The organism is Candidatus Pelagibacter bacterium nBUS_28 (assembly GCF_051200915.1).
Classification (GTDB): domain Bacteria; phylum Pseudomonadota; class Alphaproteobacteria; order Pelagibacterales; family Pelagibacteraceae; genus Pelagibacter.
Window position 1 is genome coordinate 1333909 of the sequence record NZ_CP172844.1, and the last position, 23176, is coordinate 1357084.

The 23176-nt window shown below is 28.3% G+C and carries 27 protein-coding genes; 13 read left to right on the forward strand and 14 right to left on the reverse strand.

The window, feature by feature from the left end:
* Position 1: 1 nt before the first annotated feature.
* Genes hisF through hisB form a run of 4 tightly spaced genes read right to left on the reverse strand, consistent with a single transcriptional unit; the run spans position 2 to position 2699 of the window.
* On the reverse strand, positions 2-757 hold the full coding sequence (hisF, locus tag ACIJYC_RS07115) for an imidazole glycerol phosphate synthase subunit HisF (protein ID WP_435166126.1): 756 nt from the start codon (positions 755-757) through the stop codon (positions 2-4).
* Positions 750-1475 (reverse strand): 1-(5-phosphoribosyl)-5-[(5-phosphoribosylamino)methylideneamino]imidazole-4-carboxamide isomerase, encoded by a 726-nt coding sequence (gene hisA / locus ACIJYC_RS07120; RefSeq protein WP_435166129.1) that lies wholly within the window; start codon positions 1473-1475, stop codon positions 750-752. The genes hisF and hisA overlap by 8 nt, the downstream gene beginning before the upstream one ends.
* A gap of 1 nt (position 1476) precedes the next feature.
* Positions 1477-2103 (reverse strand): imidazole glycerol phosphate synthase subunit HisH, encoded by a 627-nt coding sequence (gene hisH / locus ACIJYC_RS07125; RefSeq protein WP_435166132.1) that lies wholly within the window; start codon positions 2101-2103, stop codon positions 1477-1479.
* A 5-nt stretch (positions 2104-2108) separates the two neighbouring features.
* Positions 2109-2699, reverse strand: coding sequence for an imidazoleglycerol-phosphate dehydratase HisB (gene hisB / locus ACIJYC_RS07130; RefSeq protein ID WP_271497201.1), 591 nt, complete (start codon positions 2697-2699; stop codon positions 2109-2111).
* Positions 2700-2788: 89 nt separating this feature from the next.
* Between hisB and hslV the strand changes: the two genes are divergently transcribed.
* Positions 2789-3304, forward strand: a complete 516-nt coding sequence (hslV, locus tag ACIJYC_RS07135) for an ATP-dependent protease subunit HslV (RefSeq protein ID WP_435166135.1) — start codon at positions 2789-2791, stop codon at positions 3302-3304.
* Positions 3304-4677, forward strand: a complete 1374-nt coding sequence (gene hslU / locus ACIJYC_RS07140) for an ATP-dependent protease ATPase subunit HslU (protein WP_435166138.1) — start codon at positions 3304-3306, stop codon at positions 4675-4677. The genes hslV and hslU overlap by 1 nt, the downstream gene beginning before the upstream one ends.
* On the opposite strand, the gene ACIJYC_RS07145 is transcribed toward hslU, so the two are convergent.
* Entirely contained in the window at positions 4667-5089 is a 423-nt protein-coding gene (locus ACIJYC_RS07145; RefSeq protein WP_435166141.1) for a Smr/MutS family protein, read from the reverse strand. The genes hslU and ACIJYC_RS07145 overlap by 11 nt on opposite strands.
* Entirely contained in the window at positions 5090-5686 is a 597-nt protein-coding gene (locus ACIJYC_RS07150; RefSeq protein WP_435166144.1) for a Tim44/TimA family putative adaptor protein, read from the reverse strand.
* Between the two features lie 58 nt (positions 5687-5744).
* Here ACIJYC_RS07150 and ACIJYC_RS07155 point away from each other — a divergent pair, with 58 nt between their 5' ends.
* Together ACIJYC_RS07155 and ACIJYC_RS07160 are read left to right on the forward strand one after the other, a co-directional pair.
* Positions 5745-6176, forward strand: coding sequence for an FxsA family protein (locus ACIJYC_RS07155; RefSeq protein WP_435166147.1), 432 nt, complete (start codon positions 5745-5747; stop codon positions 6174-6176).
* Complete coding sequence (locus tag ACIJYC_RS07160; RefSeq protein WP_435166150.1) at positions 6160-6582, forward strand: protein-export chaperone SecB; 423 nt, start codon at positions 6160-6162, stop codon at positions 6580-6582. Before ACIJYC_RS07155 ends, ACIJYC_RS07160 begins: the two co-directional genes overlap by 17 nt.
* On the opposite strand, the gene dnaQ is transcribed toward ACIJYC_RS07160, so the two are convergent.
* From dnaQ to ACIJYC_RS07185, 5 genes are read right to left on the reverse strand one after another with little or no spacing between them, the layout of a single operon-like run.
* On the reverse strand, positions 6579-7241 hold the full coding sequence (gene dnaQ / locus ACIJYC_RS07165; protein WP_435166153.1) for a DNA polymerase III subunit epsilon: 663 nt from the start codon (positions 7239-7241) through the stop codon (positions 6579-6581). The genes ACIJYC_RS07160 and dnaQ overlap by 4 nt on opposite strands.
* Entirely contained in the window at positions 7238-7810 is a 573-nt protein-coding gene (coaE, locus tag ACIJYC_RS07170; protein WP_435166156.1) for a dephospho-CoA kinase, read from the reverse strand. Before coaE ends, dnaQ begins: the two co-directional genes overlap by 4 nt.
* On the reverse strand, positions 7807-8601 hold the full coding sequence (gene aroE / locus ACIJYC_RS07175; protein WP_435166159.1) for a shikimate dehydrogenase: 795 nt from the start codon (positions 8599-8601) through the stop codon (positions 7807-7809). The genes coaE and aroE overlap by 4 nt, the downstream gene beginning before the upstream one ends.
* A complete protein-coding gene (locus ACIJYC_RS07180) occupies positions 8601-9185 on the reverse strand; it encodes a Maf family protein (RefSeq protein WP_435166162.1) in 585 nt (194 codons plus the stop codon). Before ACIJYC_RS07180 ends, aroE begins: the two co-directional genes overlap by 1 nt.
* Positions 9175-10002 carry a pyruvate, water dikinase regulatory protein gene (locus tag ACIJYC_RS07185; protein WP_435166165.1) on the reverse strand — a complete coding sequence of 276 codons (828 nt, stop codon included), beginning with the start codon at positions 10000-10002 and terminating at the stop codon, positions 9175-9177. The genes ACIJYC_RS07180 and ACIJYC_RS07185 overlap by 11 nt, the downstream gene beginning before the upstream one ends.
* Positions 10003-10272: 270 nt before the next feature.
* On the opposite strand from ACIJYC_RS07185, the gene hemE reads away from it, so the two are divergent.
* The 4 genes from hemE (at position 10273) to rho (ending at position 14069) form a co-directional block, all read left to right on the forward strand.
* Complete coding sequence (gene hemE, locus ACIJYC_RS07190) at positions 10273-11274, forward strand: uroporphyrinogen decarboxylase (RefSeq protein WP_435166168.1); 1002 nt, start codon at positions 10273-10275, stop codon at positions 11272-11274.
* Complete coding sequence (hemH, locus tag ACIJYC_RS07195; RefSeq protein ID WP_435166171.1) at positions 11274-12308, forward strand: ferrochelatase; 1035 nt, start codon at positions 11274-11276, stop codon at positions 12306-12308. The genes hemE and hemH overlap by 1 nt, the downstream gene beginning before the upstream one ends.
* Complete coding sequence (hemJ, locus tag ACIJYC_RS07200) at positions 12301-12735, forward strand: protoporphyrinogen oxidase HemJ (RefSeq protein WP_435166174.1); 435 nt, start codon at positions 12301-12303, stop codon at positions 12733-12735. Before hemH ends, hemJ begins: the two co-directional genes overlap by 8 nt.
* Before the next feature lie 65 nt (positions 12736-12800).
* On the forward strand, positions 12801-14069 hold the full coding sequence (rho, locus tag ACIJYC_RS07205; protein ID WP_435116522.1) for a transcription termination factor Rho: 1269 nt from the start codon (positions 12801-12803) through the stop codon (positions 14067-14069).
* Positions 14070-14112: 43 nt separating this feature from the next.
* On the opposite strand, the gene ACIJYC_RS07210 is transcribed toward rho, so the two are convergent.
* Complete coding sequence (locus ACIJYC_RS07210; protein WP_435166177.1) at positions 14113-16041, reverse strand: tetratricopeptide repeat protein; 1929 nt, start codon at positions 16039-16041, stop codon at positions 14113-14115.
* An 80-nt stretch (positions 16042-16121) separates the two neighbouring features.
* Here ACIJYC_RS07210 and mnmE point away from each other — a divergent pair, with 80 nt between their 5' ends.
* From mnmE to ACIJYC_RS07235, 5 genes are all read left to right on the forward strand, one after another.
* Entirely contained in the window at positions 16122-17453 is a 1332-nt protein-coding gene (gene mnmE, locus ACIJYC_RS07215; RefSeq protein WP_435166180.1) for a tRNA uridine-5-carboxymethylaminomethyl(34) synthesis GTPase MnmE, read from the forward strand.
* A 117-nt stretch (positions 17454-17570) separates the two neighbouring features.
* Positions 17571-19442, forward strand: coding sequence for a tRNA uridine-5-carboxymethylaminomethyl(34) synthesis enzyme MnmG (gene mnmG / locus ACIJYC_RS07220; protein WP_435166183.1), 1872 nt, complete (start codon positions 17571-17573; stop codon positions 19440-19442).
* Complete coding sequence (locus tag ACIJYC_RS07225; RefSeq protein WP_435166186.1) at positions 19442-20107, forward strand: 16S rRNA (guanine(527)-N(7))-methyltransferase RsmG; 666 nt, start codon at positions 19442-19444, stop codon at positions 20105-20107. The genes mnmG and ACIJYC_RS07225 overlap by 1 nt, the downstream gene beginning before the upstream one ends.
* Entirely contained in the window at positions 20108-20902 is a 795-nt protein-coding gene (locus ACIJYC_RS07230; protein WP_435166189.1) for a ParA family protein, read from the forward strand.
* On the forward strand, positions 20902-21744 hold the full coding sequence (locus tag ACIJYC_RS07235; protein ID WP_435166192.1) for a ParB/RepB/Spo0J family partition protein: 843 nt from the start codon (positions 20902-20904) through the stop codon (positions 21742-21744). Before ACIJYC_RS07230 ends, ACIJYC_RS07235 begins: the two co-directional genes overlap by 1 nt.
* On the opposite strand, the gene holA is transcribed toward ACIJYC_RS07235, so the two are convergent.
* Both holA and ACIJYC_RS07245 read right to left on the reverse strand, forming a co-directional pair.
* A complete protein-coding gene (holA, locus tag ACIJYC_RS07240) occupies positions 21734-22726 on the reverse strand; it encodes a DNA polymerase III subunit delta (protein ID WP_435166195.1) in 993 nt (330 codons plus the stop codon). The two genes, ACIJYC_RS07235 and holA, sit on opposite strands and share 11 nt — an antisense overlap.
* Positions 22726-23175 (reverse strand): hypothetical protein, encoded by a 450-nt coding sequence (locus ACIJYC_RS07245; RefSeq protein WP_435166198.1) that lies wholly within the window; start codon positions 23173-23175, stop codon positions 22726-22728. Before ACIJYC_RS07245 ends, holA begins: the two co-directional genes overlap by 1 nt.
* Position 23176 lies beyond the last annotated feature (1 nt).

Below are 23176 nucleotides of genomic sequence, written 5' to 3' on the forward strand. Positions count from 1 at the left end.
ATTAAAGTCTAACAGGAATTCCTTTTAAATCCAAATATTCCTTGGCCTCTTTTACAGAATGTTTGCCATAGTGAAATATCGATGCTGCTAGAACCGCACTAGCTTTTCCCAATTTAATTCCATCTACTAAATGATCTAGGTTACCAACACCACCAGATGCTATAACTGGAATATTTACTTTTGAAGATATCTTCAACATAAGCTCAATATCATAACCTCCTTGAGTACCATCTCTATCCATTGATGTTACTAATAATTCTCCCGCACCACTTTCTTCCATTTTTTTTGCAAACTCTGTTGTATCTATCCCGGTATTATTTCTTCCTCCATGAGTAAAAACTTCCCACTTATCTTTGTTTTTTTTTGCATCAATTGCAACCACAATACATTGGGATCCAAATTTTTTTGAGCTTTCAATTATTACTTCTGGATTTTGAACTGCTGCAGTATTGATTGAAACTTTATCTGCTCCACAATTTAATAACTTATTAATATCAGCAACACTTCTAACCCCCCCTCCAACAGTCAATGGAACAAAACATTTTTTAGATGTTCTTTCTACCACATCATAGATAGTTTCTCTATTTTCGTTTGAAGCAGTAATATCTAAAAAACAAATTTCATCTGCTCCACCATCAGAATAAATTTTCGCTTGTTCAACTGGATCTCCAGCATCTTTTAAATCAACAAAATTAATACCCTTTACAACACGACCATTTTTAACATCTAAACAAGGAATTATTCTATTTTTAAGCATCCAATTCCTTAACCAATTCCTCTAGTTTAATATCACCATCATAAATTGCTTTTCCAACTATAATACCTTCAATATTTTTGTTTTTTAATTCCTTGGCTTTTTTAATATCATCGATTGAAGAAACTCCACCAGATATAATTACAGGACAATTAGATATGTTCGCAATTTTAGATGTCTCTTCAAAATTAGGACTTTGTTTCATTCCATCTCTATTAATATCAGTGTAGATCAATCTACTTGCACCATAATTATTAATTTCATTTAAATAATCTAAAGTTAATTGGTTAGAATTTTCTTTCCAACCAGAGACTGACAAATAACCATCTTTAGCATCTAAACCTAGGGCAATTCGATTTGGAAATTTTTCACAAGCACCTTTTAAAAAACTTTTATCTTTAATAGCAGCACTTCCTAAAATAACTTTTTCTGCACCAGCATCCGTATACTTATGAATACTATCAATGGTTCTAACACCACCACCAACTTCAATCTTCAAATCAAATTTATTTACTATTTCTTCAATGATATTAAGATTAACCGTTTTACCTGTTAAAGCTCCATCCAAATCAACTATGTGTAAATTTTTAAAACCATGATCTTTATATTTACAAGCTTGCTCGATTGGTGACGTTTGATATTCAGTTTTATTATCAAAGTCTCCTTTAACCAACCTCACACATTTTTTATCTTTAATATCTATTGCTGGAAATATTTTCATTTTATAAATTTATAAAATTATCAATTATTTTTAGACCAGTTTTATCACTTTTTTCAGGGTGAAACTGTGTTCCAAATATATTTTCTTTTTCTACAGCACAAACTATATTTGATGAATAATCAGTTGTTGCTGCTGCAACTGACTTATCATTTGGAATAAACTCATAACTGTGAACAAAATACATGTGAGAATTATTTTCTATATTTTTAAAAATTTTACTATCTTTAAGAATATTTATTTCGTTCCAACCAATGTGTGGAAGTTTATATTTATTATTTTGATTGTTTATCTTAGATACCTTTCCAGAAATCCATCCAAGACCTTTTGTTTCAGTTTCTTCATAACCAATATCTGCGAACATCTGTAAACCCACGCAAATTCCAAGAAGAGGTTTTTTGTTATTTATTACAAACTCATTGAGTATCTCTACTAAGCCATTTATGCTATTTAATGCATCTACACAGCTCTTGAACGATCCCTGTCCGGGTAATACTAACTTGTCGCTTAATTTAATCTTATTTAAATCCGAAGTTACTTCAATATTAACTTTATCATTAGCAACTTCCTTAAAGGAATTTATGACAGAGCTTATGTTGCCTGAATTATAATCAACGATTGTGACATTCATTAAACTTATAATGAGCCTTTAGTAGATGGGATGCTTTTTTTGCTTCTAGGATCCATCTCTAATGCTTCTCTTAATGACCTTGCTAAAGCTTTGTAGCAAGACTCAATAATGTGGTGACTATTGTCTCCATAAATATTTTCAACGTGCATAGTAATACCAGCAGATTGAGAAAATGCTTGGAACCATTCTTTGAATAGTTCAGTGTCCATCTCACCAAGTTTTTCTACTTTTAATTTTACTTTCCAAATTAAATAAGGTCTATTTGAGACATCAATGGCAACTCTTGTTAATGTTTCATCCATTGGAATAACTCTGTGTGCATAACGTTTTATTCCTACAAATTTTTTTGCAGCTTTTTTTAATGCTTCACCAATTGCTATCCCTGTATCTTCTGTTGTGTGGTGAAGATCAATGTGCGTATCACCTTTTGCTTTTACTTTTAAATCTATCAGAGAATGCTTTGATAATTGCTCAAGCATGTGATCTAAAAAACCTATGCCAGTATCAATTTGGTATTTACCTTTTCCATCAATATTAACCTCAACACTGATGCTGGTTTCTTTGGTCTTTCTGGATACTTTTCCTTTTCTTGCCATATATTTTAAGGGTATACATGCATAATCTCTCTATATCAATATCAGCAATCGAGACTTGAAGAATAAAAAATAGTTACCATTTAACAACTATGACAACAATTGTATTAGTAAGAAAAAATAATGAAGTAGTGGTTGCTGGAGATGGCCAAGTAAGTATGGGAAATACTGTAGTTAAAAGTACTGCTTCAAAAATTAGAAAAATTGAAAAAAGAGATGTGGTAGCAGGATTTGCAGGATCAACGGCTGATGCACTTACTTTATTTGAGAGATTAGAGGCTAAAATTGAAAAACATGCAGGGAATTTATCAAGAGCTGCTGTTGAATTAGCAAAAGATTGGAGAACGGATAAGTATTTAAGAAGATTAGAAGCATTGATGGCAATTGGCGATAAAGAACATAGTTATATAATTTCAGGTACAGGTGATGTTTTAGAGCCAGAAGGTGATGTTGTTGGAATAGGATCAGGTGGAAATTATGCTTTAGCTGCAGGAAAAGTTTTAATAGAAACAGATAAGAGTGCAGAAGAAATTGCAAAAAAAGCAATTCAAGTAGCTTCAGAAATATGTGTTTTTACAAACGACAATATTAAAATTTTAAAAATATAATGGAAAACTCAAACGTAACCCCTTTGGTTCCTAAAGATAAAAGCCCTAAAGAAGAAAATTCACTTGTCAGCTCACTTTCTCCGAGAGAGATAGTTTCTGAATTAGATAGATTTGTTGTGGGACAAAACAAAGCTAAAAAAGCTGTAGCAATTGCTTTAAGAAATAGATGGCGAAGACAAGCGCTTAATGGTGAAATGAAAAATGAGGTTTTACCAAAAAATATTTTGATGATTGGGCCAACAGGAGTTGGTAAAACTGAAATTTCCAGAAGACTATCAAAACTTGCAGAAGCACCATTTGTTAAAGTTGAAGCAACTAGATTTACTGAGGTTGGTTATGTTGGAAGAGATGTAGAGCAAATAGTAAGAGACCTAATTGAAATAGCTATCAGTATGGAAAAAGTTAAAATGAGAAAAGAAGTTCACGCTCAGGCTCAAAAATCTGCAGAAGAAAAAGTATTAGATGCTTTAGTTGGAAAAAAAGCAAGTCTAGCAACAAGAGAAAGTTTTAGAAAAAGACTTAGAAACGGTGACCTAGATGACAATGAAATTGAGATTGCTGTAAGTGATAATGGATCAAATAACACTTCCTTTGAAATTCCTGGAATGCCAGGAGCAAATGTTGGAATGATTAACATTGGTGAAATGATAGGTAAATCGATGGGAAATAAAGAAAAAAAGAAAAAAATGACTGTAAAAGAGTCTCATGAAATTTTAATCAATGATGAAGCTGATAAATTAATTGAGCAAGATAAAATTGTTAAAGCAGCAAAATTATCAACTGAAAACAATGGAATAGTGTTTTTAGATGAGATAGATAAAATTTCAGCAAGAACAGATAGAGTTGGTGGAGATGTTTCACGTGAGGGTGTACAAAGAGATTTATTACCTTTAATTGAAGGAACAACTGTTAATACTAAACATGGACCAATTAAAACTGATCATATTTTGTTTATTGCATCTGGAGCATTTCAACTTGCAAAACCGTCTGATTTACTTCCAGAGTTACAAGGAAGATTACCAATAAGAGTAGAATTAGAAGCTTTAACGAGTGATGATTTTAAAAGAATATTAAGAGAACCAGATTTTAGTTTAATCAAACAGTATGTAGCTTTATTAAAAACTGAAAACGTAGATCTGGAATTTTCAGACGACGGTATTGATGCTATTGCAAATATAGCGTCAGAGGTAAACGCGACAGTGGAAAATATTGGTGCAAGGCGACTACATACGATTATTGAAAAAATTTTGGATGAAATAAGTTTCACAGCAACAGATCGGGCAGGTGAAAAAATTATTATAAACAAAGAATATATTAATAAAAACTTAGATAATTTAGTTAAAGATACAGATCTTTCAAAATTTATTTTATAGATTTATTTTTTTTTAAAAGAATATAAAAAGCTCCACTACCCCCATCCTCTATATTTGCATCTTTTATTTCATAAATAATTTTCATTAAATTTTTATTATTTGAAATAAATTCAGGAACTGAATATTTTAAAATACTTAAATCTTTTGAGACATAAGGATCTTTTTCATTCTGAGAATGAATTCCTTTGCCAGTTACAACTATTAACTTATTTATTTTTTCTTGATAAGATGTGACAATAAAATTCTCAATGTATTTATTTGCTTCTTCAAGACTATATCCATGTAAGTCTATTGATTTAGTTTTGAAAGTTATTTTTTTTTCTATTTTAATGTCTTTATTAGGCAATTTTTCATTTTTTGAGAGAAAATTTTCCCAATCTTTTTTATCTTTTTCTGTAATATTGTCAGTCAATTAAGTTAAAGTATTAACTAATTGCCAATTAGGATTCGCTGAAGTTATGTCTCTTGAGAATACCCAAGTATCATAGATTTTTTTTATTTTCTCTGGGTCACCTGTTATAACTTTTTTGTCTTTGTCTTTAATACAAGTTATAACCTCAGCTATAAAATCTACCGTAACATTTAAAATTCTATCTATTTTTTTGTGTTCTTTAATGATTGCAGAATTAATACCAATAAAAGTTATTTCTGCATAATGACCTCTGTCACTTCTTTCTTTTAATGCTTCATTGAATTGATTAAAAATCTCTTTACTAAGAAGTGGTTTACTGGCAATTATTTTATTATCATTATCACTGAAATCTGTAATGATAGTTTCGTAAGCAATTTTTGCTCCTTTTAAAAATTCTTTTTGCGCAGAATCATCGAAATTTTCATTAATTTTTTGAACCTTTTCTGTCTTGATTTTGTTCAGAACTTCTTCAAATTTTGGGGGTGCTTTTCCATCAAATCCTGTTCTTTTTCCCAATATCCCCCTAAGTCTTAAAAAGATGAACCCAGCAATCATTGCTAAAAGAATTATATCTATATATTCAAAACTGTAAGTCATAGCCTTATAGTAATTACTATGTTGATTAATTTCAACCAGCAATTTAGATTACAGACAAATGAACTCAGTTTTATTATTAATAGTTTTAATTCCTGTTGTTGAAATTTATCTTTTTATTAAAATTGGCACTCAAATTGGTGCAATTACAACTATTTTTTTAATTTTTGCCACTGCTGTAGTTGGTGTTTATTATGCAAGGTACGAAGGTTTAAATACTCTTAAAGCAGGAATTGCACAATTAGCCAGAAATCAAACACCAACATATGAAATGATCTCAGGAGCAACAATTGCATTTGCTGCTCTATTATTAATAATTCCTGGATTTGCAACTGATATTATAGGATTTTTAATCATATTTCCAATTTCAAGAAATTTTTTTTTAAAAAAAATTTTTAATAAATTTAATAAAACAGAAAATGAAACTAAAAAAAATAATTTCATTGATGGTGAATTTGAGGATATAGAAGATGACAATGACAAAAAAATATAAAATATTAGGAAGGTATATAAAAGATATGTCAAGTGAAACTCCTGACATTGAGACTTACATTTTTGTTCGCGACCATATTTCAAAATATCAACTCAATATAGATATTAATTCCAAGGCGCTCAAAGATAAAATGATTGAAATTAATACAATTTTAAAATTTGAAGATAAACAGGAAAGTAAAAAGAAGTCTTGTTTTGAAATTAATTATTCAACTATTGTAAAAATAGAAGACGAAGTCAAAGAAAAGAAGGATCTAGAAAAAATATTACTATGCGATGTCCAAATTGAAATTTATCCTGAACTAGAAAAATCTTTTTTAAATTTATTACATAACTCTGGATATCCAGAAATTAAGTTTGACAAAAAAATTAATTTTGAACAACTTTACAGTCAAAGATTTAATTAAAAAAAATTTTTTTTAAAATTGTTTTTTAAATATTCTTTATGTTTTTTTAATTCTTCAGAAGTAGGAAATACAACTTTTTTAAAATAATCACTATTTATGCTGCTTTTTTGATTTAAATTTTTTTCTTCACTTTGGAAATTTAATGTAGGTTCTTTTTGATCTATCAAATTTATATAAACCTTTGCCAACAAATCACAGTCAACTAAAGCTGTATGTTGAGTTCGTCTTGAGTTATCAACTCTATATCTTTTACACAAAGCATCCAAACTAACGGGTGATCCTGGAAATTTATCTCTAGCTAAAATTAAAGTATCTATAATTTCATTAGTTAATTTTTTTTTACCTAAAATAGCTAATTCATTATTTAAATGACTCAAATCAAAGTCCGCATTATGAATGATTAATTTTTTATCTTTAATAAATTCTAAAAATTGTTCCACAACATCTAAAAATTTTTTTTGTGTTGCTAAAAATTCATCAGTATATCCGTGAACCTCCAGGGCTTTTTCCGATACTTTTCTCTCAGGATTCAAATAACAATGGAATTTGTTCTTCGTTGGTATTAAATTATCGAGCTCTATACAGCCAATTTCAACAACTCTATGCCCGTCTTTAACTGATATACCAGTTGTTTCGGTATCTAGTACAATTTCTTTCATCTATTTAATTCATTTAAAATATTCTTGATACCAGTATTAACAGATTTTTTAGTAAAATCATTTTTAATAATAAAGTGAGATTTTTTCTTTTTATAGGTATTTGAATATTGAATAGCTTTAAATTTTTTAAAAAGCTTTTGGTTAAAATTTTTTCTTTTTTTTAATTGTTTTATAATATCTGACTGCTTGGATTGTACAAAAACTAATATATCTTTTTTTTTACTAATTTTGTTTTCTAATAGGAGTGGAATGTCTAAAATTATAATTTTTTTATTCTTATTTTTATTTAAAAAATTATTCATTTTTTTTCTTACTTCTGTATGAACAATTTTAACTATTTTATTTAGATTATTCTTATTGGTTAAAATTGCATCTGAAATTTCTTCTTTCTGTATTGGGAATGAGTGGATATATTTTGGCAAACTTTTTTTTAATTTAGTAAAAATCTTTTTATCTCGTCGATATAATTGTGCTACTTCATAATCAGCATTAAAAACTGGATATCCAAAATTTCGAGCTACATAACTTTTGCCTGAACCTATATTTCCTAAAATTCCGATTCTAATCATTTATCTAATAGTTTAATAATATTTTCATCTACAGTTGGTTTTATCCCATGCCAAATGTTAAAAGCTGAAAGCGCTTGATAAATGAACATTAATTTTCCATTCAAAGTTTGGCCACCTGCGTTTTTTCCAATTTTTAAAAAATTAGTCTCACTAGGATTATAAATAACATCGTAAAAAAATTTATTTCCATAAATTAATGAAAAATCAAGTTTTAAGTTATCGTCTTCTTTCAAGCCCACACTTGTAGCATTAATTATTATGTCAAAATTAGGAATTTCACCCCATTCTATTAATTCTATATTTTTAAAAATTTTTTTTAAATCCTCAGCTTTTTCTTTTGTTCTATTGCTTACCTTAATTTTAGAAACTTTCATTTTATTTAAAGCAAAAATTATTGATGGGACAACTCCTCCAGCACCTAGTATTAAAACTTCTTTATTAAAGACGTCATATTTGGACTTGTTAATACTAGTTTCAAAACCTATTATGTCTGTATTGTGTCCTACAACTTTATTATCTTTTAAATAAAGCGTATTAACTGATTGTGTGTTCTTAGCTTCGACACTTAGTTCATCTAAAAAAGGTATAATAATTTTTTTGAATGGTACAGTAACATTAATGCCGTCAATTTTTTTTTTCTTTATTTGCGCAATAAGTTGCTCTAATTCACCTTCAACAATTTTTTGTTTCTCATAGATTGCATCAATGCCATTACTTTTAATCCAGTAATTATGTAATGCTGGGGATAATGAATGTTCTATCGGATTTCCTATAACTAAAAATTTTTTCATTAGTAATTTTTTAAATATTCTTTAATTTTAAAAACAGGTAACCCCATTATGGTGTCTTCATCTCCAGTAATATTTAAGAATAAATTTCTACCTTCTCCTTCAATTTGATAGACATTATAAGCATATAGGGCTTCATCTGGTATTTTTGATAAATAAGCTCTTAAATCTTCTTCCGAAAGGTTTTTCATTGTTAATTCGGCCTTGTCTGTATAATTCCATATCATTGAACCATTTCTTGAAATACAAACTGAGCTTATCAAGTTATGTTTATTACCGTTAAGCTTTTTGAGAATTATCAAAGCTTCCTCCCTACTCTCGGGTTTAGATATTAACTCACCATTTAAATCTATTACGCTATCTGCTCCCAAAACCAACCTATCCCTTTCATTTAAGCTTATTTTATTAGCTTTAAGCTCTGCTAAATTTTTTGAAATAATTTCTGGTGAAGCGGACTCTCTGATAAGGGTTTGTTTAACGACATCCTCATCTACATTTGAAGGTTTCACTTCACATAATATTTTGTGTTTATTTAATATTTCCTTTCTAACTTTACTTTTAGATGCAAGAATAATTTTATTTAACATTGTTTAAGTAAATTTCGTGTATTTTAATTATCGATGCTGCAGTTTCTTCAACCGATTTTCGGGTGACATCAATTGATGGCCACCTATATTTTCGAAAAGTTTTTTTTGCATCTTCAATTTCTTTTTTAATATTTTCTATATTTGTGTATTTAATATTTTCAGTTTCCTTTAAAGAATTCATTCTATTTTTTCTCAGATCAACTAGGCGCTCTGGCTCTGTATTTAAGCCTACAACGCAAACTAATTGTGGATTTTCTCTCAATATTTTAGGTAGAGAATTTTCATTAACAAGAGGTATGTTTGAGGTTTTAAAGCCTTTGTTTGCTAAATAGATTGACGTGGGCGTTTTACTTGTTCTGCTTACGCCTACCAAAATTATATCTGATTTTTCTATATCATTAACTAAATTGCCATCATCATGATTCATTGTAAATTGTATAGCCTCAATTCTTTCATAATATTCATCATTAAGTGCGTGTTGACCACTGGGCTCATGAGATGCTTTTTGATTTAAAATTTTAGAAAAATTCAAAATTAAATTTCCTAATACACCGAAACAGGGTATTTTTTTTTCACCACTTACATTTGCTAAATATTTGGCTAAATTATTATCAACTATTGTGTAAAGAATAACTGAATTTTCATTTTTTTTAGCATCTTCTAAAATTTTAAGAATTTGATTTTCAGTTCTTGTGAATGAATATGAATGTACTTTATATTCAATATTCTTAAATTGAGCCTTTAAAGCTAAGAAAATTCTATCAAGCGTCTCCCCAGTTGAGTCAGATATAAGATATATTTGATATGTATTACTCATGAATAAATTGTTAATAAATTTGTATTATTTTAATAAAATTACTCAATTTAAATATTGGTTAATAATCATTGTAAAATAAGGATTTTATTAACATTTAAGAATTATTGAATAAAATTATACAATTTATTGAATAAATATTTAAAAAGCTTCAATTTAATCAATATTATTAAATAATAATTGTGATTAACTTGTTAATAAAATGTTTAAAAATACTTATCATCATTATTCACAATACATAATACTAATACAATAAATATATACTATTTTAATATGACACCTCTTCATGAAGTAATAATAAATAAAAACACTAAAATTAATCCAATATGGATTATGAGACAAGCTGGAAGATATTTACCTGAGTTTAGGGAAATTAGAAAGTTAAATCCAAATTTCATAAATTTATGTCTAAATGAAAATCTATCAACTGAGATTACTTTACAGCCTTTGCGAAGATTCAATTTAGATGCAGCAATAATTTTTTCAGACATTTTAATGTTGCCTTATGGCTTAAATCAAAAAGTTGAATTTAAAAAAGGTTTTGGACCTAAACTAGGTCAGGTTAAAATTGATAAAATGTCTAAATTAGATGAGGTCGATTTTGTTCAAAAAATATATCCAGTTTACAAGGCAATTAAAAAGGTAAGCACAAACAATTTATTAAAAAATAAAAATACAATAGGTTTTGTTGGTGCACCTTGGACTTTGCTAGTTTATATTATTAATCAACAATCTCCTAAAAAAAATCTTAAAGGAAACTTTTTTAAAGATGATTTTTTAATAAACAGACTTTTATTAATTTTAGAAAAATTTCTTAAAATACATATTAAAAATCAGATTGATAACGGTGCGAATATAATACAAATATTTGATAGTTGGGCAGGTCTGTTAGAAGAAAAAGATTTACCCAATTATATTTATTCACCCACTCTGAATCTGGTTGATTATGTTAAATCTTTAAACACTCCTGTTATTTGTTTTCCTAGAGAAATTAAAAACTACAAAGAATTTTGTGAAATTGTTAAACCAGATGCGGTTGGTATTGATTATAATGTTGATCCAAAAAAAATTTTAAAAGATATAAATATTCCAATTCAAGGAGGTCTTGATCCTAAAATATTACTTACAGACAAAGAAAGATTAAAAAAAGAGGCAACAAAATATTTAGATATTTTTAAAGATCACCCTTATATTTTTAATTTAGGGCATGGAGTTTTGCCTGAGACAGATCCCAATATGTTTGAGTTTTTAGTAAACATAGTTAAAGATTATTAATGAAAAGAGCTGTAATATTGTTTAATTTAGGAGGGCCCGATAAATTAGAAAATGTAGAACCATTTTTATTTAATCTATTTAACGATCCTGCAATACTAAATTTACCTACTATCCTTAGGTACTTGTTGGCGAAGCTGATATCTAATAGAAGGGCCCCAACAGCCAAAAAGATATATCAAGAGCTTGGTGGGGCGTCCCCTATTTTAAAATTAACAGAAGAACAATCGGAGGCCCTCGAATTAAAACTTAATAATAGCGACCAGAATTCGGAATATAAATGTTTTATTGTTATGAGGTGTTGGCACCCAAGAGCAGAAGAAGTAGTAAATCATGTGAAAAATTTTAATCCAGATGAAATTATATTAATGCCTTTGTATCCACAATATTCTGCAGCAACTTCGGGATCATCAATTAAGGAATGGAAGGATATTTGTGGGAAAAACAATTTTAAAATTAAAACAAGTACAATCTGTTGCTATCCTACCGATGACAATTTTATTTTGGCGCATAAAGAAGAAATATTAAAAAAAATTAATAATTTAAAAAATTTCAAACTAATATTTTCTGCACATGGATTGCCTGAAAAAAATATAAAAAAAGGAGATCCATATCAATGGCAAATAGAACAATCAGTCAATAAAATTGTTGAATCATTAAAAATTAAAGATTTAGATTGGATATTAAGTTACCAAAGTCGTGTTGGTCCTCTAAAATGGATAGGCCCATCAACGGAAGATATTATTATAGAAAATTCAAAAATAGGCAAACATATTGTTTTGGTTCCTATAGCATTTGTATCAGAACACTCGGAAACTCTAGTTGAATTGGACATAGAATATAGGGAGTTGGCTGATAAAAATGGATGTAAAAATTATACAAGAGTTCCAGCACTGGGCACTAATGAAAATTATATTAAAGCAATGTCTGATTTAATTATTAAAAAAAAGGACTATAATTTTAATGGAACCCTTTTTCCTCCAAAGACACAATGCCCAAATCAATTTACTAAATGTCCATGCCTTAATTATGAATAGTTATTTGTTGTTTAAAAGTTTACACCTGATAGCCGTTGTTTCATGGATGGCTGGTCTCTTATATCTTCCAAGAATTTTTGTTTATCATGTTGAGAATAAAGAAAAAAAAGAAGCTACTGATATTTTTGAAGTAATGGAAAAGAAACTTTTTTATTACATAATGCGTCCAGCAATGATTTTCACTTGGATCTTTGGATTAGTTTTAATCTATCTTAATGGTATAGAAATATTTTCTCAACTATGGATACAAATGAAAATTGTTCTAGTTATCTTGTTGTCAGCTTACAATGATTATCTTGGAAAATGCCTTGTATCTTTAAAAGAAAATTCTAATACCAAATCATCAAAATTCTTTAGAATAATTAATGAAGTTCCTACAATAATGCTGATTTTCATAGTTTTTTTGGTTATTTTTAAGCCAATCTAGGGTTGAAATAACAATCGCAGTATATATATTACTATTATCTTTAAAGTCCTTACAAAATTTAAATCATGAATATTCAAGAGTTAAAATTAAAATCATCGGAACAGCTTATTACTCAGGCAGAAGAACTTGGCATTGAGAATGCTAGTACATTGAGAAAACAAGAAATTCTTTTTGCGATCTTAAAAAAAGTTGCAGAAAAAGAAGAAATTACTGGGGCGGGTGTTTTGCAATTACTACAGGATGGATTCGGTTTTTTAAGAGCAATGGAATCAAACTATTTACCAGGACCAGATGATATTTATGTAAGTCCAAGTCAAATAAGAAAATTTGGTTTAAGAACGGGAGACACAGTTGAGGGACCAGTAAGAGCACCCAAAGAAGGCGAAAGATATTTTGCTTTACTTCAAGTTAGCAAAATTAATTTTGAAGAGCCAGAAAAAGCTAGACATAAAATTGCATTTGATAACTTAACTCCTCTTTATCCAGATCAGCAAATGGTAATGGAAGTTGAAACTACAAAAATTGAAAAAAAACCTGACTTAACACCAAGATTAATTGATTTAGTAAGCCCAATTGGTAAAGGTCAAAGATCAATAATAATTTCACCTCCAAAAGCAGGTAAGACAATGATTCTACAAAGCATTGCAAACTCAATAGCTAAAAATTATCCAGAGAGTTATCTTATTGTTTTATTGATTGATGAAAGACCTGAAGAGGTTACTGATATGCAAAGAACAGTAAAAGGTGAGGTAATTAGCTCAACTTTCGATGAACCGGCTCAACGACACGTTGCTGTTGCTGAGATGGTAATTGAAAAAGCAAAAAGATTAACTGAACATAAAAAAGATGTCGTTATATTATTAGATTCGATTACGAGATTAGGAAGAGCTTATAATGCTGTTATTCCAAGTTCTGGAAAAGTTTTAACAGGTGGTGTGGATGCCAATGCTCTTCAAAGACCAAAAAGATTTTTTGGTGCCGCAAGAAATATTGAAGAAGGTGGATCTTTAACAATTATCTCAACTGCTCTAATTGATACCGGAAGTAGAATGGACGAAGTCATTTTTGAAGAATTTAAGGGAACGGGAAATAGCGAGACTGTTCTTGATAGAAAAATAGCAGATAAAAGAATTTATCCAGCAATTGATATAACTAAATCTGGAACTAGAAGAGAAGAATTATTATTTGATAAAAATGATCTACAAAAAATGAATGTCCTTAGAAGAATTATTGCTCCAATGGGAACTATGGATGCAATCGAATTTATTAATTCAAAATTAAAAGACACTAAAAATAATGCAGAGTTTTTTAATTCTATGAATAAACCTGCTTAGAAAATATCATTCTGTTTAAGATTAGTTATTAAAAATACAATAATTAATTTACTATTTTCTTATAGATTTTTTCTAAATCTTTAGTGAAAACTTTACTATCAAACAATTTACTTAAGTTTTTCTCCTGAGCTAAATGGTTTTTTAAACTTTCAATCTCTTCATAGTTTTTTGCTAGAGATATAGCTTTTGTTTCATAATCTTTTAAATTTGAGACAATCAAGTTCTCTAGACCAACGTTTGTCAGAATACTGCTAGCAACTCTTGAAGGAAAAGATTTCCCTTTTAAAGTTAAAATAGGAACTCCTGCTCTAATGGCTTCGCTAGCAGTTGTATGGGCATTGTATGGAAATGTATCAAGAAATAAGTCGATAAATTCCAGCCTTTTTAAATGTTCTTTTACTGGAAGTCTTTTAGCAAAAATAATCCTTTCCTTGTTTATTCCTTGTATTTTTGCTTCTTCAAATAAATTTTTTTGTCCTATGTCATTTTCTTTAAGTAACCACAAAACACTAGGCTCACACTTTTTTAAAATGTTCATCCAACTTTCAAAAACTAAAGGAGTTATTTTGTAACTATTATTAAAGCATCCAAAAATAAATTTATCTTGCGGCAGACCAAGATCTTTTTTATTTAAATTTTTATTAGAAATTTCAATTTTTTCCTGATTTGCTTGATAGCAATTAGGTAAATATATTACTTCTTCAGAAAAATATTTTTTATTTTCCTCAGGTATAACAATTTTATCTGCAATTATGTAGTCATAGAACTTTGAACCCATTGTGCCAGGGTAACCTAAATAATTTACTTGTATTGGTGCTACCTGGTTAAAGAAAATACTATTTTTAGCGTTAAAAGTATGACCGGTTAAATTAACTGCAATATCTAATTTGAGTTTTTTGCTTAATGATTTTATCTTGTTATCAGACATATGTGATATATCAATAAATTCATCAAAATAACCTTTTACTTTTTTAGTCCACTCATCTTTTGTCGGACCAATACTAAATCCATAAATTTTAAATTCAGACTTGTTGTGATTTTTAAAAACATCTAGCATCAAATGCATTACAGCATGATTATGAAATTCAGCAGAAAAATATCCAATAATTATTTTTTCATTTTTTAAGCTTATGTTTACTTTTAATGGAGTTAAATTATTGTTCTCTAAATATAGTTCTGTAATAATTTTTTGTTGCTCAGGATCATCTATTAATGACATGTGTGCAAATGGGTAAATTGTTTTTCTTTTTTTTTTTATTTCATTTTTTATTATTTTTAATTCTTCGTTATAAGAATTCCAATCATGTAAAGACATTTTGGCATGTAATTTTTTTCCTTTTATGTAATCTAAATCTTTATTTATTTTTATAGCACCATCAAAATCTTGAATAGCTTTTTCAAATTCATTAAAATGTAGCTGTAGTAATTCACCTCTATTATTATAAGCTTCAGCAGAATTTTTATTTAATCTAATAGCCTCAGTGTAATATTTCTTTGCAGTGTCATATTTTTTTAAATCTTTACACAAATTTCCTAAATTATTGTAAATTTTAGAATCATTAGGTTTTAACTTAATACAAATTTCTAAATGTTTTATTGACTCATCGAATTCAGAAATATTTCTTAAAGCAACTGCTTTATTTAAATTAGCATCAAAATAATCTTGTTTTAATAATAAGGCTTTATCATAATCTTTTATTGCATTTTGATATTCACCCTCCTCTGCAAAAATTATTCCTCTACTATTATAGCTCTCTGGAAAATTACTATTTATTTTAATGGATATATTTAAATACTTTTTTCCTTTTTGGTATTTTTTTTGTTGCACATATGTGGTTCCAATTAAAAATAATAAATTACTGTTGTTTGAATTTTTTTTTAGTAGTCGTAAATAAATTTCTTGGGCATCTCTAATTTCCCCCTTAATATGAAGCGCTTTAGCCTTGGTGAATAATTTTTCATCTGAATTCATAATAATATTTCATAAATAAAATAATTATAAAATTTATAATATTTATTCGTTCATGTAAGGTGTATATTTGGAAAAAATTTATGACTATTTATGCATTATCTTCTGGACCGGGAGTATCTGGAATTGCTGTTATAAGAATTTCAGGACAAGAAACATCCAAAGCTATTAAATTATTAACTGGCAAAAGTGTTCCAAAACCACGGGTGGCAACACTTAGAAAAATCAATAAAATCAATAATTCTGAGCTGATAGATGAGGGTATAATACTGTGGTTTCCAGGGCCTGAGAGCTACACAGGAGAAGATATGGCTGAAATACAGGTACACGGAAGCAAGGCTGTAATTGATGCTCTTCACACCTCTATTTCAAATATCGAAAATTGCCGGTTAGCTGAACCTGGTGAATTTACAAAACTTGCATTTCAAAATGGAAAAATAAATTTACTTAAAGCGGAAAGCATTGCAGATTTAATCTCTTCTGAAACCGAAATTCAAAGGCAGCAAGCAATTAAAATCATGAATGGAAAATCTGCTGATCAATTCAATTTTTTAAGAGAAAAACTTTTAAAAATTTTATCAAATGTTGAAGCTAAAATAGATTTTCCAGATGAAGATTTACCAAATAATATTTTAAAAGAAATTAAAAAAAACTCAGAAGAAGTTTTAATTAACATTCAAAAAATTTTAAACGATCAAAAAGTTGGAGAAAGAATTAGAGAGGGTTTTAAGATTGCAATTCTTGGACCCACAAATGCTGGAAAGTCTAGCCTTTTGAATTATTTATCAAACAGAGATGTTGCAATAGTTTCAGAAATTGCAGGGACGACAAGAGACGTAATAGAAACACATCTTAATATTGATGGTTATCCTGTAATAGTTTCTGACACCGCAGGTATAAGAGAGTCTAAAAATGAAATTGAAAAAAAAGGTATCAAATTATCTTTAAATAGGGCTGAAGAGGCAGACTTGAAGTTGGTTGTTGTTGATGCAAAAAACCTAGATTTTACTGATGTTTTAAAGGGTTTGCTAGATGAAAATGCAATCTTAGTAATAAATAAATCAGATCTCTTAGATGGAAAAATTGATCCTGAAATTAAAAAATTAAATCATGTATTAATTTCGATTAAAGAAAATCTAAACATAGATGAATTAATTTCAAAAATAAAAAATAATTTAAAAAATAAATTTATAACAAATGATGATATTTTAATTACAAGAGAACGACACAGACAACATTTAAAACAATGTTCAGAGCATCTCAAAAATTTTAATAAAAAAAATGAAGCTGAAGATTTTGATAAAGCTGCAGAAGATTTAAGGTTAGCCACTAGACATCTTGGTATGATTGTTGGAAAAGTTGATGTTGAGGAGATATTAGGTAGTATTTTCAATGATTTCTGTGTAGGTAAATAATAGCTCATTTCCTTTGTTTTTAAGACTTTTTTAACTAAAAAACATTGATAATTAGTGCTTATTTAAGCAAAGCTACACGCATCTTGCAAATATAATAATCAGTTATAAATTTAGCTAATGAAAAATGATTTATCATTCGATGTTGTAGTAATAGGTGGTGGTCATGCAGGCTGTGAAGCGGCCGCAGCCTCAGCAAGACTAGGGGTTAATACCGCCCTATTCACTCATAAGATAGAAACAATTGGAGAGATGTCATGTAACCCAGCAATAGGGGGTTTGGGTAAAGGTCATTTGGTAAGAGAAATAGATGCTCTTGATGGTGTTATGGGCGAGGTTGCAGATAAATCGGGTATACAATTTAGATTATTAAATAGAAGTAGAGGCCCAGCAGTAAGAGGACCAAGAACTCAATCAGATAGATCATTATATCGTAAATATATGCAAGAAAAACTTGCAAACTACTGTAATTTAAGTATTTTTTCTGACCCTGTAATAAAGTTTATTTTTGATAAAAATACAATAACTGGATTTATAACTAAAGAAGGTAAAAAAGTTTTATGTTCTAAGCTAATACTAACAACGGGCACTTTTTTAAATGGTTTGATACATATAGGCGATGAAAGAACACCTGCTGGAAGGTATGATGAGAAACCTTCAACAGGATTAAGTGAACAATTAGAAAAATACAATTTTAAAATAGGAAGATTAAAAACAGGAACCCCTCCCCGACTTGACTCGAGAACAATTAATTATGAAAATTTAGAAGAACAGTTCGCAGATGATGATCCTTACTTTTTTTCTTTCTTAACTAAAAAAAATATTAACAAACAAGTTTCATGTCGTATGACTTATACTAACGATAAGGTTCATAAAATTATTGAAAAAAATTTATCTAAGAGCGCCATGTACTCTGGCAGCATACAAGGTGTTGGACCTAGATACTGCCCATCTATCGAAGACAAGATAGTAAAATTTGCTGATAAGGGTCGACATCAGATATTTTTAGAGCCAGAAGGGTTAAATGACCATACAATTTACCCAAATGGTATCTCTACATCACTCCCAGCTAATGTACAGCAAGAAATATGTAACAATATCAGTGGCTTAGAGAATGTATCTATTATAAGACCAGGATATGCTATAGAATATGACTATATAGATCCAAGAGAGCTGTTTTTAACACTTGAAACTAAGAAGATTAGTAATCTTTACCTTGCAGGTCAGATTAATGGAACAACAGGATATGAAGAGGCGGCAGCTCAAGGTCTTATCGCAGGGATAAATGCTGCTCTATCTTATAAAAAATTAGAACCCTTTATATTAGATAGATCTGATGCTTACATAGGGGTAATGATTGATGATTTAGTGACCAAAGGTGTGGCTGAACCATACAGAATGTTTACATCAAGAGCTGAATATAGACTAAGCCTTAGATCTGATAATGCTGATCAGAGATTAACTGCAAAAGGAATAGAAATTGGATTAATTGGTGATGTCAGAAAAGTTCTTTATCTAGATAAATTCGATAAAATTAACCAAATTAATGTAAAAATGGGTCGATCAACTATATCACCTAATAAAGCAGATGCATTTGGTATAAAAATAGCAAAAGACGGCGTTTTAAGATCTTCTAATGAAATATTAACTCAAAAAGGAGTTGATATGAATAAAATAAGAGAAATATGGGCTGATGTACCATTTTTTAGTAAAGAAATAGATGAGCAGGTTGAGATAAATGCCCATTATAGAGGTTATTTGAAGAAGCAAAAAGCAGATATTTTAGCCTTTAAAAGAGATGAAAACCTTATAATACCTGATAAAATCAATTATGATGGTCTTTCAGGATTGTCAAATGAGGTAAAAGCTAAATTTAAGGAAATAAAACCAAAAACAATGGGTCAAGCACTGAGAATTGACGGAATTACCCCAGCTGCTGTATATATTTTGTTGTCACACGTTAAAAGAAAGTCTATTAAGCATACAGCTTAATGGATCAAGAAATTTTAAATTCATACTCTAAACTTAATGACTTAAATGTTTCACGTGAAACATTTTTGGACTTTGAAAGCTATATATCCATGATTATTGAAAAAAATAAAAAAATTAACATAATCAGCGAAAAAACATCATCAAAAAAGGCTATAATTGAGCGACATATTATTGATTCTGCACAAATCATTGATTTTGTTAACTTTAATTGCAATACAACCACAGATTTAGGTTCAGGAGCTGGTATGCCAGGAATTGTAGTAGCAATTATACTAAAAAACATGAAAAATAGTATGAATGTGCACCTTTATGAAAAAAGCTATCATAAAAGCCGTTTTTTAAAAGAAGTTTCAGAAAAACTAAATTTAAATACAAAAATTTTTCAAAAAAATATTTTTGAAATAAAAAATTTGGAAACAGGTACTATAATGTCAAGAGCTTTCAAGCCAATGCCAGTAGTTTTAGATTTAGTTTATGAAAATTTTTCAAGATATAAAAATTTAATTTTTTTTATGGGAAAGAGTGGAAAAAAAATATTTGAACAGTCTAAAAACGATTGGGATTTAGAGTATATAGAAAAAAAAAGTTTAACAAACGAGGATTCATTTTTATTAAATATAAAAAAAATTACTAAGAAAAATAAAAAAAGATATAAGAAAAATTAAATGCAAATTATTTCAGTAATAAATCAAAAGGGTGGGGTTGGAAAAACAACAACCGTTATAAATTTAGCAGCAGGATTAACTCAACTTAATAAAAAAATTTTAGTTATTGATTTAGATCCCCAAGGAAATGCCACAACAGGTCTTGGATTATCTAATGTAGATAATTCTAGTGACACAATCTATGGTGTGCTGAATGGTACTAGAGAGATTAACGATATAATCAAGAAGACACAGTTTGAAAATTTAGATATTATAACCTCAAATGTAGATTTATCAGGACTTGAGGTCGAAACGGCTGATGATAGTAATAGAGCCTTCATATTAAAAGCTAAATTAAGCTCTTATTTAAACAATTCTAGAGGATTATACGATTACGTACTAATTGATTGTCCACCTTCCTTAAGTCTTCTAACAGTTATGGCACTTGTATGTTCAAACTCACTTCTGGTACCTTTACAAACAGAATTCTTTGCTCTTGAAGGACTAACCCAACTAATGAAAACTATTGAGAGGATAAAAGTAAGTTTAAATCCTGAATTAAAAATCAGAGGGATCCTTTTGACCATGTATGACAAAAGAAATAAGCTTTCTTCACAAGTTGAGAAGGAGGCTAGAGATTATTTTAATGAAAAAGTTTACTCAACAGTAATTCCAAGGAATGTTAGATTATCAGAGGCACCTTCACATGGAATGCCAGTTTTAATTTACGACAAATCATGTCCTGGAAGTAAATCTTATTTTAGTTTTACTGATGAATTTATAAACCAAGAGTCAACAATTGGGAGTGCAGCTTAATGGATAAAATTAAAAAGGGTCTTGGAAGAGGTTTATCATCACTAATTGGCGAGACAAAAGCAGAGGTTCAAAAAAATCAATTACCAGTAAGCGACTTAATACCAAACAAATATCAACCCAGAAAAAATTTTGATGAAGCAAACTTAGAGGATTTAACAAATTCTATTAAAGAAAGAGGGATGATACAGCCAATTATAGTTAGGAAATCAAATAATGAAAATTCAAAATTTGAAATAATCGCAGGTGAGAGAAGGTGGCTAGCAGCACAGAGAGCAGGTATTCACAATGTTCCTGTGGTAATCACAGAGGTAGATGATTTAAAATCTTTAGAATTTGCAATAGTTGAAAATGTTCAAAGACACGATTTAAATCCGTTGGAAGAAGCTCAAGGTTATAAAAGATTGATAGATGAATTTTCTTATGATCAAGAAAAGGTTTCAAAATTTATTGGAAAAAGTAGAAGTTATATATCGAATTCTTTAAGAATACTTACATTACCAGGGGACGTTATAAAATTAATAGAGTCTCAAAAGCTATCCACAGGACATGCCAAGATTTTAGTAGGATTGAATAATGTAAGTTTTGTAGCAAATAAAATTATAGAAAAAAAACTATCTGTCAGACAGGCAGAAAATTTTGTTCAATTGTTTAAAAAGAAAAGATTAAAGTCAAAGATTACAAAAGATACTAATATTATAGCTCTTGAACTTTCAGTATCAAATAAAGTAGGATTAAATGTAGAAATACAAAACAGCAAAAGAAATAAAGGAAAAATTTCTTTTGAGTATAAAGATTTAGATCAGCTAAATAAAATTATAGATATTATTAAATCTAATTATTAGATACCGAAGAAGAATGAAATAAAATAAAATCTGTAATTAGATTAATTGAATTATTTATATTCTTTTTAATTTGTAATTCAGTTTCACTAAGTGAGTAGATTAGTTTTTTAATATTTTTTGGTTTCCATTTAAAAACCTGTTGTTTTGTTATTTCTTTTTCTTTCCAAAAAATTGGTGGTTTTGCTGATGAAATAGTTAAATCTATATTTTTGTTAGTTTCATATGTTGTTGATAAAGACAATAATTTTTTTGCTTTGACTAAAAAAAATCTAGTAATCATGATGCAGTCTTCATTATTAAAATTATTTTCATTTAAGATACCAATTATTTTTTTTTTATTTTTAGCAAGACAATTATCAATAAGTTCAGATATGCTGTGGTTCTCATTTAAATTAACCAGTTTTGATATATTCTCATTATTAATTTTTTTGCCATTTTTGCTAAAATATTCAATTTTTTGAAGTTCACTTATTAATGCCTTTCTGTCCCCACTGCTTTTGTTTATTATCAAATTTAAATTCGAGGGTGATATTAAAATTTTTTTTTCTTTTAAAAAATTGTAAGCTAACTTGGATAAGGTTTGATTGTTATCAGGATAAAATGGAATGCAAATTAATTCTTTGTTTTTTTCAAAAAGTAATCTTAATTTTGATCTTTTTTCTAAATTATCTGAGTCTAGAACTATTGTTGTATCCTCAAGATTTTTTAACTGTAAAATTTCAATTATTTTTAAAATCTTATCAGTAGCTCTTTTAATTATTATAAATTTTTTTGGTTCAAAAAGTGATTTAGATTGTATATTTTCGACAAAATTATTTTCATTATCTAACACTTCTTTTTCTTCATAGTTTGAAACATTGTTTTTGTCTTTAATTAAAATATCAAAAGTTTCATTTTTTAAGCCCTCATTTTTTCCATAAAGTAATATTAAGTGATGAATATTTTGATTTATTTTATTTATCTCAAATGATTTCAAAATCATCAGTTCACAACTAGTTCTGTTATAAGTTTATATGATATAGAAGATGCAAAACTTTCTTTGATAGATCTTTCATATCTTGCTTCTTCAAATTTATCACTCATACTGTTAATAATTTTTTTTTCAGTAAATTTTATTTTTCTATTATTTGATTTTATTATAAATATTACTTCTGCTTTTAATTCGTAATTAGTTGCTTCTCCAGTTCCATCTTTAGTTAATATAATTTTTTCATAACTACTCTCTACTTCAATATAAAATTTATTCTCAACTTTTTCATTTTTATATTGAATTAAATTAGTTTTTAAAAAATTATTTAACTCAGTGTCACCTGCATATGTAATTTGCTCAATTGATAAATTTATATTTGAATTTTTTGAATAAATAGGCACAAACCCACAATTAGTTAATAAAAGTGCCAGAAAGATAATTATTATTTTTTTTTTTATCATT